This window comes from Phytoactinopolyspora mesophila, assembly GCF_010122465.1.
In the GTDB taxonomy this organism is placed as follows: domain Bacteria; phylum Actinomycetota; class Actinomycetes; order Jiangellales; family Jiangellaceae; genus Phytoactinopolyspora; species Phytoactinopolyspora mesophila.
On the sequence record NZ_WLZY01000007.1, the window covers coordinates 413,731 to 426,543 of the forward strand.

12 protein-coding genes are annotated in these 12,813 nt (G+C 62.7%); 4 read left to right on the forward strand and 8 right to left on the reverse strand.

Going from position 1 to position 12,813, the window contains the following annotated elements; genetic code table 11:
- Positions 1–63 precede the first annotated feature (63 nt).
- The 5 genes from F7O44_RS20860 to F7O44_RS20880 are packed head-to-tail and all read right to left on the reverse strand — an operon-like array spanning position 64 to position 5,843.
- A complete protein-coding gene (locus tag F7O44_RS20860; RefSeq protein WP_162452191.1) occupies positions 64–1,956 on the reverse strand; it encodes an ABC transporter substrate-binding protein in 1,893 nt (630 codons plus the stop codon).
- Positions 1,953–2,894, reverse strand: a complete 942-nt coding sequence (locus F7O44_RS20865) for an ABC transporter ATP-binding protein (protein ID WP_162452192.1) — start codon at positions 2,892–2,894, stop codon at positions 1,953–1,955. Before F7O44_RS20865 ends, F7O44_RS20860 begins: the two co-directional genes overlap by 4 nt.
- On the reverse strand, positions 2,891–3,904 hold the full coding sequence (locus F7O44_RS20870) for an ABC transporter ATP-binding protein (protein ID WP_162452193.1): 1,014 nt from the start codon (positions 3,902–3,904) through the stop codon (positions 2,891–2,893). The genes F7O44_RS20865 and F7O44_RS20870 overlap by 4 nt, the downstream gene beginning before the upstream one ends.
- On the reverse strand, positions 3,904–4,830 hold the full coding sequence (locus tag F7O44_RS32010) for an ABC transporter permease subunit (RefSeq protein WP_162452194.1): 927 nt from the start codon (positions 4,828–4,830) through the stop codon (positions 3,904–3,906). The genes F7O44_RS20870 and F7O44_RS32010 overlap by 1 nt, the downstream gene beginning before the upstream one ends.
- Positions 4,827–5,843, reverse strand: a complete 1,017-nt coding sequence (locus F7O44_RS20880; protein ID WP_162452195.1) for an ABC transporter permease — start codon at positions 5,841–5,843, stop codon at positions 4,827–4,829. The genes F7O44_RS32010 and F7O44_RS20880 overlap by 4 nt, the downstream gene beginning before the upstream one ends.
- 734 nt (positions 5,844–6,577) lie before the next feature.
- Here F7O44_RS20880 and F7O44_RS20885 point away from each other — a divergent pair.
- From F7O44_RS20885 to F7O44_RS20900, 4 genes are all read left to right on the forward strand, one after another.
- Complete coding sequence (locus tag F7O44_RS20885; RefSeq protein WP_162452196.1) at positions 6,578–7,576, forward strand: phosphodiester glycosidase family protein; 999 nt, start codon at positions 6,578–6,580, stop codon at positions 7,574–7,576.
- A gap of 114 nt (positions 7,577–7,690) precedes the next feature.
- Entirely contained in the window at positions 7,691–7,951 is a 261-nt protein-coding gene (locus F7O44_RS29730; protein WP_162452197.1) for a hypothetical protein, read from the forward strand.
- Positions 7,927–8,097 (forward strand): ABC transporter substrate-binding protein, encoded by a 171-nt coding sequence (locus F7O44_RS29735; RefSeq protein WP_222851553.1) that lies wholly within the window; start codon positions 7,927–7,929, stop codon positions 8,095–8,097. The genes F7O44_RS29730 and F7O44_RS29735 overlap by 25 nt, the downstream gene beginning before the upstream one ends.
- Positions 8,098–8,537: 440 nt before the next feature.
- Positions 8,538–8,909 (forward strand): hypothetical protein, encoded by a 372-nt coding sequence (locus tag F7O44_RS20900; RefSeq protein ID WP_162452198.1) that lies wholly within the window; start codon positions 8,538–8,540, stop codon positions 8,907–8,909.
- Between the two features lie 95 nt (positions 8,910–9,004).
- Here the strand turns inward: F7O44_RS20900 and F7O44_RS20905 are convergent, their stop codons facing one another.
- The 3 genes from F7O44_RS20905 to F7O44_RS20915 all read right to left on the reverse strand — a co-directional run bounded on the left by F7O44_RS20905 (position 9,005) and on the right by F7O44_RS20915 (position 12,204).
- Positions 9,005–9,883 (reverse strand): serine hydrolase, encoded by an 879-nt coding sequence (locus tag F7O44_RS20905; RefSeq protein WP_162452199.1) that lies wholly within the window; start codon positions 9,881–9,883, stop codon positions 9,005–9,007.
- Positions 9,884–10,043: 160 nt separating this feature from the next.
- On the reverse strand, positions 10,044–10,838 hold the full coding sequence (locus tag F7O44_RS20910; protein WP_162452200.1) for a phosphodiester glycosidase family protein: 795 nt from the start codon (positions 10,836–10,838) through the stop codon (positions 10,044–10,046).
- A gap of 409 nt (positions 10,839–11,247) precedes the next feature.
- Positions 11,248–12,204: an N-acetylmuramic acid 6-phosphate etherase gene (locus F7O44_RS20915; RefSeq protein ID WP_425501405.1), complete on the reverse strand. Its 957-nt coding sequence runs from the start codon at positions 12,202–12,204 to the stop codon at positions 11,248–11,250.
- Positions 12,205–12,813: the final 609 nt, after the last annotated feature.

Sequence of the window (12,813 nt, forward strand, 5' to 3'; positions counted from 1 at the left end):
CAACACCGTCTGGTTCCTGGCGGGACGCCCCCGGGGCGTCCCGCCAGGAAGCGATGTGTTGGGTCAGCCGATTTCTGCGACGGAGTACGACTCGCCGATACTCGGGACGTATGCACCAATCGCCTCGGCGTACCAGAACAGCGGCGGGAAGGCGATGTCATACGAAGGCGAGGTCATCGAGCCGAACATCGCGTTGGCGCTGTAGCGGTTCCAGGAGAAGTTCGGCGGCTGGGCGTACGGGGCGCTGGTACGGAACGACCCGTCCCCGCCCTCGGCAGGCTGGAGAACGCCCTCGAGGAACTGGATCGCGACGGGAGGATCGCTGCCCTGGTTGTTCTCATAGACTGGATGATCCATAGGCAGCCAACCAGCCACACGAGGCCCATGCGCGATCGGGTCGGTCGTGTAGCGTTCGAAGATCGGCACCACTGGTAGCTGGTCGTTGAAGATCTGTGCCAGCGTCCCAACGGCACCCTTCTGCGGCTCCATCTCAAGGCCGGCAACGGCCTCCTCGAGCAGGTCAGGGATGTAGACCTCCGTGCCGTCTGGAGCTTGCTGCTGCCACGGCCAGTTGAGACCGTTCGATCCGTCGGCCTCGGGGTTGTTCGTACCGAAGAAGCCCTCGGCCATGTTCCAGTCGAGGCTCGTCGCGGGGTGTGATGGCGTGGAGACCATGCTGAAATCGAGCAGGACTTCGTAGCGGGCCTGCCGGATGGTGTCCGGCCGGTTAGCTGCTGGGATGCCGCGCACGTGGGTGTCGAACCCGAACTCGTTAAGCTGCTCGCTCACGTCTCTGCCTGAGGCAAGGAAGTCCGGGAAGTCCGACGGAGCGGTGATCTCGAAACCGAACGGGGTTCCCTCGTACATCCAGGTGTCGCCGTCTCTGGCCAGGCCGACTTCCTCAAGGAGCTGGGCGGCGGCGTCCTCGTCACGCTCGTAGGTGGTGAGCTGCGCGACCGCTTCATCGGAAAGCCACGCGTCGACGTAGTTGTCGCTGAACCCGACCATGTACTCGATCGGCCGGGCGGCGTCACCGAGAGAGACGGTGGCGTTGCGCTGCCGATCGATGATCAACGCGATAGCCTGACGGAACCGTTTGTCGTCGAACGGCTCGATCGACTGGTTGAACCAGACGCCGGTCCCCGTGCTAAGCGGTGTCCGGATGAAATCGATGTTCGGGTTCGCTTCGAGCACCTGAACATCGGAGGGGGTGAGCGCATCGGTCGTGTAGTCAAGCTCGTTCTGCAGGAGCAGCGGAACGGTCTGCTGGGTCTGGCCCCACGCCACCTCGACTTGATCGAAGTGTATCGAGTCTGCGTTGTAGCCGCCCTCGTTCTTGACCATGCGCATTTGCTGGGCCGTGACCGAGCTGGGGTCGATGACGTACGGACCGTACGCCACGGTCTCATCCAGGTTCAGGGCGTCGAGTTCGTCGAGGACAGCTGCCACCTCCGGGTCACCAGGACTCGCGCCTTCGGCGCGCAGTTCGCCTAGGCGCTGGTAGATGTCGCCGAACTGCGACAGCGCGGCCGGTTGGTTCCAGCGGATCAGCTGTTGCATGATGTTCGGGGACAGATCACGGGTCTCGAACACCAGCTGAGTGTCCGATATTGCCGACACTTGCGTCAGCGTCTCCCAGATGGGGTTCTGCTGAGCCCAGCGCACGTCGTACAGGCCGACGAAGTCATGTGCAGTCAGTGTGGTTCCGTCGGACCATTCGATGCCGGATTTCAGGTCGACGGTGATGACGTACCGGGTCTCCTCGGCGACGTCTTCTGGCGGTTCGGCCGGAACCTCGGCAGAGACGAGGTCGAGCGTCGAGCCCGCATCCCCGCCTGCCGGTTCGTCACCGTTGCCGCCGTTACTTCCGCTGTCGGCCGGATCGCCGGCGCACGCTGCGAGGACCACGAGTGCCGCAGCGGCGACAACGGCCGCCGCGCGCATCGATCTGCTCATGACTTTCTCCTTCGTTTGGGCATGACGAACGTCATCGGGCTCCTGTCGCGGACCGACGAGTTCGTGGAATCGGATGGGGTGCTAGACGCGGTCCACGTGGTCAACTGCTTCTCCGCTGCTTCTTGACCTGCTTTGGCACGAGCCGAATGCTTGGATCGCAAGCCCTCGTGGCGTGCCGCGTGGAGCAGTGCATGTGTGTAGGAGTGCTCGGGTGTAGATACGAGGTCGGCCGTCGGGCGGTGCTCGACGATCCGGCCTCGTTGCATGACCGCGATCGAGTGGTCGCGCCCGAACTGCCGCGCGACCGCAAGATCGTGGGTAATGAACAGGACCGCCAGCTGGCGCTCCTCGCACAGGTTGCGCAGCATCTGCAGGATGCTGACCCGAATCGACGCGTCCAGCATGGACACCGCCTCGTCGGCCACGAGAACGTTTGGCTCAACGGTGAGTGAGCGTGCGATGGAGACCCGTTGGCGTTGGCCCCCAGAGAGCTCGTGGGGGTACTTGCCCTCGAAAGTCTCCGGTGGCGTGAGACCCACATCCGCGAGGAGGCCCCGCAGCCGGTCGTGCGCCTCGCGGCGCGGCATCCGGAAATGCCGGCTGAGCGGCGCCCGCAGCGTTGCCCCAACTGTCATGCCCGGGTTGAGCGAGGCATAGGGGTCTTGGTGGATCATCTGGACCCCTAACCGGTGGGCGCGGAGATTCTTGCGGTGCATCGCTGTGGCCGCGTGCCCGCGGTAGCGGAGGTCGCCTGACGTGGGTGCGACAAGGCCGGTGACGATCCGGCCGATCGTGCTCTTGCCGGATCCGGACTCTCCGACAAGGCAGAGGATCTCCCCAGCATGGAGAGCGAGAGTGACGTCCTCGAGGGCCGTGACGACCCGGCGCCGTTGGCGATAAGTCTTGGCCACGTTCGTCAATGCCAGCAGCTCGGTCATGCCGTCGCCTCCGCACTGCCGATCCGGTCCACGGTCACCGGACACGCAACCTGCCGGCCTCGTATCGCAATCAGCTCCGGATGCCCGGCCTCGCGACACCGTTCCTGCGCTATGGCGCAACGGGGGTGGAACGAGCATCCGGCGGGAAGCGCGGCAAGGCTGGGCGGGTGCCCACCGATGGCTTCGGCCGCCAGGTCCGAGTCCACCGAAGGCATCGACTTCAGCAGGGCACGCGTGTAGGGATGCAGCGGTTCGGCGACGACCTGCTCGGCGGCGCCGTCCTCCACGGGACGGCCGGCGTACATGGTGACGATCCGGTCTGCGACTGCCGACGCGACAGCTAGGTCGTGGGTGATCGCCAAGTAGCTCACGCCGGTTGCTTCCTGAAGTTCGAGCAGCGTCTCGAGGACCGCTTCCTGGGTCAGCACATCCAGCGCCGTAGTCGGTTCATCGAGCACGATCACCGCGGGCTCGAGCAACATCGCCATTGCGATGGATACCCGTTGGCGTTGACCTCCGCTCAGCTCGTGCGGGTAGGAGGTCCAGATTCGGTTCGGGTCGAGGTGGACGGCGGCGAGAAGGTCGTAGGCACGCGCCTCGGCGACGCGGCGTGCCAGGTTATGCGCTTGCGCCGTCTGCCGGAAATGACGGCTAACGGTCTGGATCGGGTTGAGCGCGCTGATCGAACCCTGCGGCACATAGGCGATGTGGCGCCAACGCATCATGCGGAGCTCGCGCGCCGGGAGGCCGAGGAGGTTGACCGGGCGTGCCTCGGCCGTCACCGTGACGGTGCCGGACACGACGGTGGCTGACGCAGGCAGCATGCCGAGAATCGCCAGCGCGGCTGTGGTCTTGCCGCATCCAGACTCGCCGATGAGCGCGAGGGTCTTACCCCGGCCCACCGCGAGCGAGAGGCCGGTCACGGCATGGACCGTGCGGCTGTGGTCACGGTACTCGACGCTGAGATCCGCGACTTCGAGGACCGCCGGCAGCTGGTCGTGCGACGACATCACTTCCCGCTCCTTAGACGCGGATCGAATAGCTCTTCTAGTGACCGGGAGGTCAGTACAAGACAGAATTGGAGGAAGCAGATGGCGGCGACCGGCGCAAGCAGGCTCCATGCCGCGGAAGGCAGGTAGAGGGCGTTCTGGCGGAAGGCAGCGCTGAACAGAACCCCCCAGTTGTCCTGCAGCGGCACCAGGCCGAAGAACGCGAGTCCGACCTGCTGGTAGATCGCTTGCGTCATGGCTTGGATCGTCGAGATCACCACGAACGGAGCAATCGCCGGCACCAGATACCTCAGCAAGATGTGGCTGGTTCGCAGCTGAAGTAGCCGGGCTGCCTCGACATACTCCCGGCTTCGCAGCGACAGCGCCTGAGCGCGAATCTGCCGGGCGAGATACGGCCAGCCGAAGATTGCGATCAGCGCGGCTAGGGCGACCGTGGAGCTAACCGGATAGAGACTCGCGATGACGAGCAGCAGGACAAAGCGCGGGACAGTGAGCCACACATCGGTGAGGCGGACGACGATCCTATCCACCAGGCCGCCGCTGAACGCACCCAGCAACCCGACGCCGACTGCAATCGCCGACATGAGAAAGCCCGCGACGACGGCTAGCTCAAGCATGTCCCAGCCCCCGCGTACCAGAAGCTGAAGGTTGTCGCGGCCGCTGAAGTCGGTGCCCAGCGGATGATCGAAACTCGGTGCGTGCAGGATCGCTTCCACGTCGGTGCGAGGCGGGTCGAGCAAGAACCGGCCGACCGCCGAGGCGGCTGAGAGGAGCACAAGGCCACCCAGCCCGAACATGCCACCGAAGCCGAGCCGCCGGACCCAGCCAGCGGCAAACCGCCCAACTCGCCGTATCACGGTGTTCACCCGCATCGGACGCACCGCGCCATGCCGATTACCTCGGTGGTTGCCCACGTCGCCGCTCACTCGTACTCCGTTCTGGTGCGGGGGTCGAGCCACCCATAAAGGGTGTCTGCGATCGCTGTGGCGATGAGCACAGTGACGGTTGTGGCGAGAACAACGCCCTGCATCACGGTGTAGTCGCGCAACGCCAGCGCGTCAGCTAGCAACTGGCCAACACCGGGGTAGACGAAAATCTCCTCTACAAGAACTGATCCCGAGACGACGAAACCCATACTGATCGCGAAGCCCGTGACCAGCGGTAACCGTGCGTTACGTTGCACGAAGCTGACTCGAATCGTCCGCTCAGACAGCCCCCGCGCCCGGGCCTGGGCGACGTAATCGTCCTTAAGAACGCCGAGCGCACTTCCGCGCATCATCAGCGTCCAGCCGCCCACGCTGGCCAGCACGTACACCATCGACGGCATGATCACATGGGCAAGCGCACTCAGCGCGAAGTCGAGAGTGAAACCGGGCTGCACGCCCGACGAGTACGCCCCTCTCAGCGACTGAATCGGCACCAGCTCCCACACCACGCCGACGTAAAACACCAACAAGATCCCGATCAGGACCGGTGGCATGGAATCCGTCAGCGCACTGCCATTGGTGATCAGCCGATCTAGCCACGTACCCCGCCGATAAGCCGCGCGGCTACCGAGATACAGACCGATCAGAAACCCGACGATCAACGCCGGACTCACGCTAAACAGCGTCCATGCAAGTCGCACCCCAAGCATCTCCATCACGGGTGTGCCCGGCGACAAGATGATCGAGTCACCAAGGTCTCCTCGGAGGAGGTTGCGCATGTAGCCGACGTACTGGCTCACCAGTGACTCGTCGACATCGATCTTGAGAAGCCGAGCCGCTTGGTCACGGGCCTGGTCACCGGTGAGGCCGGTCCCCTGCATCTCCTGCATCCAGACATCGACCGGATTGCCAGGTAGCGCCCGAATGGCCAGAAACGTCACCGAGGCGATGAGCCAGAGCATGGCCACCATGCGCGCCAGCGCGCGAGCCACCAGCGTAACGAGCGGGCGCAAAACCTTGCGACGCGAACCACGACACGGCGCCGCACCACGCCGTCCCGCATCGGCGTCAGAGGTCTGTGTGCCCACTGTTGGGCCCCCGCTGTCTTGCATGGCGCCAAACGCTACGTCATAAAGTAACGATCTGTATACCCCAACATGTCAGAAACATTCGCACCTAGGTGCTGAAGGTTCGCCTAGCTGCACGAATAGGCCGAGTGTCCCTTGCCTTGTGTCCGCAATCGCAACGCCTCAACGCCGCCCGGCAGCACCTCTAGGCGGCGAATCTTGCCCGCCGCCTTCCTCGTGCGCGACAGACCTATCGCGACATCACCGCGGCCAAGAACCTGAGTTCCGTCATTTCGTAAGCGCCCGGAACAGCCCACGACCAGCGGGCACGGCTGTGCGCGATCGTCGACGGCGATTCGGCGGCTGACGCCTGACCAGTGGACGCCCTCGCGCCACCCCCCGTTAGCTGGCCCCGACAGTCGGCCGGCGCGCATCAAACGATCAACTGTCGTCACTATCTTCCGTAACGCGGCAAGATGGCGTATGTTAACTACATCGCGAGGTGGCGCCGCCAGACAAAGCGATTTGGGTCCGGCAATGACGTTGTCGGACAAGGCCGTCTGACTTATGAGCACGATCACTGCCGACTTGCTTTGCCTCAACGAGCAGGAGAGAACGGCGAGCACCCGCAGGAACGTAGGCGGCCCTGAATCGCACCCCCAATCAGTTGGAGGTAACGGATGAGTATCCGCAAAAAGGCCGGTCGACTCCAGGTCATTATCGCAGCGGTCCTCTTGGCTGTCGGCGCCCTGGTTCTTCCGGCGTCGGCTGAACCGGTCGTCGCCCAGCAGGAGAACCCATGCACTCCCAACCAGTCCAATTTTCTCCCTAGCTGGCAGACCGTATATGACGACCGAGGCGTGACTTTGTGCCTGGGGAGTTTTGCCCCCACCGAGCCGCTACCGGTTGAGGCCTACCTACAGATCATCGACTTGGAAGCCGGCGCCAAGCTGCGTCTGGTCAAGGAGTGTGCCGAGCCCTGCATCTCGGATGATCACCCGTACAATACGGAGGTGCAGTTCAATAAACGAACTGCGCAGGGTTGGTTCGACTGGATCGGAGGCAACGTGAGCATTCCGTCGCCCAACTCTCTGTTCAGCGTGGCCAACGCGTCATTCCTTGTTGATACCTCGGCCGACACAACAGCGTTATCGCTCCCCCACATTCACAATATTATCAACGAACCCACGCAAATTGCCGCGTTACCTACCGCTGGCTGGGCGTTTAAGCACAACGATGACTATGCATGGGACGCCCTCAAGCGAGCCTTGATGATCGGCGACGCACGCGCCACCTCGCAGGATGTCTGGATCGAAGAGTTCGCGACCCACTACACGGAGTCCGACCTAATACCTATCTACAGCAACTCTCGCGGGGACGCGACGGTAGGATTCCAGCCCTTGTATGGCGTCGTCGACCCCGAAGCGCGACGCACATTCGTGGGAGTGGTTCCCGGTTCGAAGGTATTTATTCTCTCGACGCGCGCGCAACTCACGTTGGAAGAAGCAAATGGCATCGTCCAGTCCTTTGGGTCGTCGATGGCGATTCAACTCGACGGAGGCGCCAGCACTCAGATGCAATTTGAGACCCCTGACGGACAAAGTGGTGGCATCGAGAGCTCTATTCCGGTATTCCCACGAGAGGTTCCAGACGTGCTCGCTGTCTACCTTGCCCCCTAACGGACTAGGTTGATCTGCCTCTAGGCCCAAAGACGCAAGAGGCATCCGCGCCAGTAGGTCGTCCGACACCGGCAAGTACGGCCGGGCGACCTTCTGGTCGCGCACCGAGGCACGGTGGCGGGTCTAGCGCTTGCCGTCCCGGCCGCTCTCTTCGTGCTGCCGGCCCAGGCAAGTGAGGATGGGGAAGCGGCGGAGAACCGGTTGTTCGTTGCTACCGACCAGTCCGCTGAGAATTGGAACCCGTTCCTGCAGATCTATTTCATTGAGCATCAGTTCCGTCAGGTGCAGTATGAGCCCTTGATTCGCCACAGCGCCGAGGATTACACGGCGACCGAAGGTCTTGCCGAGGAGTGGGCGTTTCCGATGATGGCCTGACCTGGACGTTCACCCTCCGCGAAACGGTGTGGCACGACGAGCAGCCGGTGACCGCTGACGATGTCGAATACACCTATCACATCATCTTGAACGACGAGGTCATCAGCGCACGCAGCGCCGACACCGTTTCAACTTCCCACTCGTAGAGATCCGGCCCTTGGCAAGGCGAAAAACAAGATCCATCGATTTCGGGTCTCTATGGTTCGGGCGCTTGTTGCCTGTTTATGGGCCGAGGAGTATGGCGACGATGCTGGGCTGCCCCGAGCTTTCCGGACCGCTCCGTTTGCGGACGGTTATGCTGCGCTGCCGATTCAGGTATTCGGACTTCTTGCGGACTCCTACAACCGAGCCCCCGAGTGAATTCGTTGACGGTTATAAGACAACTCTGTGTAGTTTGCAACATCTCGACGAGACTCACGAAAACTGACCGCGAGGCACCCTCGGCGCCTCACGGAGGAGCGCCCGCGAAACGGTGTCCCTCGTGAGGCATGAAAATGAGTTGTCGATCGGGTTTCACGCTAAGCTCGTAGCCAGTACGCCAAGCCGTATGCGAATGTGCCGAAGAAGGACAAGGGGGCCGATATCGATGCTGGCGACCGGGGTCGAGCCCGGCACTCTTGTCTGTCACAGCGATGCCGGGTCGCGGTACACCTCGCTGCGGTACACCGAGCTCCTTGCCCTTGAGGGCATCGCGCCCTCCATCGGGACTATCGGCGTCGCCTACGACAACGGCCGACCTCATGGAGTCGATCATCGGCCTGTACAAAACGAGGCCATCGCCATCGACGTCTTCCAAGACTGCCCATTGACGACCCTGGTCGACGTCGAGTACACGACAGCCGGCTATGTCGACCGGTGGAACCACCGCCGCCTGCACAGCACGATCGGACAGATCCTGCCCACTGAACATGAGCAGGCCTACTTACGCTGCCCTCAACCGGGCACCACACCGGTATAGAAGCGGCAGAGAACCCGTGACGGATCATCGTGACTGACATGGCGGTGGCGGAATGGGCCGAGGGAATGCCAGGCAGTCTCAAGGACTCCTCACGCTCAGTCGTTGTCCACTATCACTGCGACCGCACTGCGGGCGACGTCGGCGATGGCTTGATCGACGATGGCATCGGGCGTGGCTGCGTGGTGTTGCCTGAGCACGACGGCGAGCGCGAGTTGGGCGCCGTCGTTGCGGGTCAGGAGGCCGAATTCGCCTCTCCAGGGCGCGAGGGTTCCGGTCTTCGAGATGCGGGTCCATGAATCGTCTGGGAATGCGGCGGCGAACCGGGACTTCGATATCTGTCGCGTCATGAGGTCACTGACTACGCGACACGCGTCGGGTTGTGCGGCTTGCTCACTGGCTAGCAGGCTGCCGAGTTGGACTAGGTCGGCCATGGATGCCCGTGTGGTCCGGTTCAGTTTCAGGTCGGCTGTGTCGGTGGGTGGGTCCCAGTCGGCCGCGGCGGCGGCAGTCTCGGTGAGGTAGCCGAAGTCTTCACCGGCGTTGCGCAGCAGGGTCCGGCATCCCCCCACGACCTGCATTGTCTCCAGTTCGAGAGCACGGGCCCGAGCATGGAGCGCGTCGAGACCGACGTAGGACAGCAACAGGTCGGACGCCGTGTTGTCCGACCATGCCAGTGACAGGTAGAGCAGGTCCACAAGTGAGATCTCGACGGGATGGGCGAACTCGTTCATGCCCAGGCCGCCAACGCTATGCTGCTCCGCGCCGACGGTGACCCTCGCGCTGGGCAGCAACGCCCCGGACGCGAACGCGTCTGCGACCTCCAACGCCACGAGCACCTTGTACATCGAAGCAATCGGAACCACGTCGCGGTCGCGTACGGCGAACGACCCTGGGCTGTCCAGTCGACGGCACGACACGAAGCAGGTGCCCATCTCCTGCGACACCCGTTCGATGGTTTCGCTGGGATTACTCACGAGCGCGCCTCGGACAACATCAGGACAATGGACAACATCAGCGGTTTGGCCCCTTCGGTCGACCAAAGGTCGCCCGACTGCGCCTATTCGCGTCGGGCGACCCACAGATTCAGGGGTGAATGTTCCTTTGGGTCAAAGGAACAGGGGCAATCTCAGTCCTTCACTCAGGGCCGAGGTAGACGGCTAGGACGTCGGGAACCGTTCGGCCAACGTGGCTCCAGATCCCGCCATCCCCCTGCGTGTCGGGGTTGACGTAATACATCTGCGTACTGCCGCCGCCGTCAAGCTGGATACCCGTCAGCGAACCGAACGATCGTATGATGTCCTGCGCATCATTGACGGTGAACCCAACTATGGTGTCGAGGATGTATACCTTCGAACCGTCCGTCCCCGCGAAGGTACGACGCGATGTTCCTGGCCCGCTGACTTCATCCAGCGGCTGGAAGGCGACAGTACCGTCAAAGAATCTCAGACCCGGAACACCATCAACGAACGCCTCCTCGACATCGTCCACATCGTAGTTGGTCGGAAACTCCTTGATAAGGACCTCTTGTGTGGATCCCGTGGGTTGCCCTATCACGAGCGCTCGCTTGGCAGCATCCCACGCGGGATCATCGGTCTCGCACGAAGGATCAACATTGCACCCATAGGCCCAGCCATATGTGGTCTTATGAATGGGAAAGGGAAACCCTGGAATTTCTTGCTGAGTCATCCCGGGAAGGGAAAGCATAGTATCGTCGCTGGATACGTCGGTGAAGTACGAGGCATTGGTCGTGCTGAATAGTCGGGCGGGGTCCAGAACCTGGGTGAGGTCACTGTGGATCCAACCAAACCATTCCTCCGCCGTGCGCTTGTGGAAGAGATTGTCCCCTGCCGGGGGAGCTCCAAGCGTTACAGCCTCCGACACGAGGCGCAGCTTCGCGCCAGCTTCCAAGTCGACGATCTGCAGCAGCACACCAGTATTTGCGCCAACTCTGCCTTGGCACAAGGTTACGCCGCGACCGTCGTACCGGACCGACCACTCTTGGACATTCTCATTGTCCCAATTCGGAGTGCACGGGTCTTCGGCTACGGTCGGCTGACTCGAAGCGGGGATGGCGGCCAGACTGCTGATGGCCAAGAGCAAAGCTGCGACGATGGGGCCGAACCGGCCGACCTTCCTACGAGTCCGCACGGCTACTCCTTCTGTTGGGGTCGATACAGGGCTACGGTGATCGCGCCAGAAGGCAGGACGACCGCATGTGCGGCGACCTATGGTGTCGACGTCGCACTCCTGATCTTTGTAACTAAACTACACCATAGTTCGCCATCGCGGAAGATAGTGACGTTGGTGGCTTTATGCGCCCGGTGGACTGCCTTGACGTCTAGTCCGCCGACTGGGCAGCAAACCCATCTATCGGCGGAATACGACCCGCCGCGCCGCCGTCAACGATCGCCCGCAGCGGTATGCCTTCGTCGAGGGCCGTCCGCGCCTGTTCGAGATCCCATTCGCGTGCGAGCAAGGCGAGGGCGACGCTGCCCTCGTTGTCCGCTGTGGCAAGTGCTGCGGCGATGTCGGCATCTGGCGCACCGGTGATATCTCGTAGCATCTGTGCCAGTCGCTTGCGCAGTTTGGCGTTGTTGGGCTGCATGTACACCATGAGGTTGGAGTACGTCCTACCCAAATGGACCATTGCCAATGTTGAGATCGCGTTTAGCGCCAGTTTCTGCGCGGTGGCTGCGTTGAGTCGCGTAGAGCCGGCAATTGCCTCAGGCCCGGTTGGCAACGTGACATGACAGTCGATCTCGGTCGGGTTTGTGCCGTTGCAGTCAATGAGTGCTGTGAATGCACCCTCAGTCCGCGCCGCGGCGAGAGCAGCCAGGACGTAGGGAGTGCGTCCGCTTGCGCTCACTCCGATCGCCACGTCGTTCGATTGCAGTTGCGAGCCCGCTTCTGCGCCAGCATGGGTGTCGTCCTCGGCGTCTTCCACTGCGCTGGTCAGTGCCGCTTCACCCCCGGCAATATGGGCCTGGAACAGCGTGGGAGAAACGTCGAATGTCGGAGGAATCTCCGCAGCGTCGAGGGCAGCCATGCGACCAGATGTGCCTGCGCCGAAGAGATGGACACTTCCGCCGCGCCTGGTGCGGCTGACGACTGCCTCAACGAGCGGGGCAAGCTTCACCGCAGAGGTCTCGAAGGCGTCGAAAGCGCGACGGAACTCGGCCGCCAATAGTGCCAGGCCTTCTTCTACGGATATGCGATCGATATCGCGTGTGGCCTCTACACGATCCTCAGTGCGAGGTGGAATCGTCGCTGGCTCCTGCTTACTCAAGGGTGTCACCGCCTGTGGGTTCGGCGGCGGGATGCACCTTAGGCGCCCCGCCGGAGTGGGTGCGCTGGCTCGTCCGACATCTGCCACCGGGCACGACACGCCGAGACCTGGGGCATGGGCGCCGATCGCGCTCCGCACGTACATAAACACGAGGAGTGCGGCGTCGCGGAATGACATCGTCATCGTGAAATAGGTCCTGCATGCCAGCACACACGCGACCGACGGCCATGTTCGACGTTTTCGTCATCATCCACGGTCGAAGGGTTGTGCGTGTTGGACACACAGATCCAGCGCGTAACTAAAATACATGTACTGTCGCCTTGATGCAATAAAACAACGGCGCACTGGGGCGCATCTGAACCAGGCGGCACCTCGTCGACCACGACCCGGGCCCGCGCCTGGACGGACATTCCGCTCCAGCGGGCGCTGCCAGTGGCACCGCGATGACTGATGGGCGCAAGTGCGTTGGGCGCGATGCCACGCGACATTCACGGCTCTTCACAATCGAGGGTGTAGCGGTCGGCGGTGGGCGTCGGCGGTGCGTCGGTGTCCGGATAGAGGTCGAGGTCTCCCGATGATGGAGGTTCCTACGCCGCCCATCTGGAAGACCTCGACGTG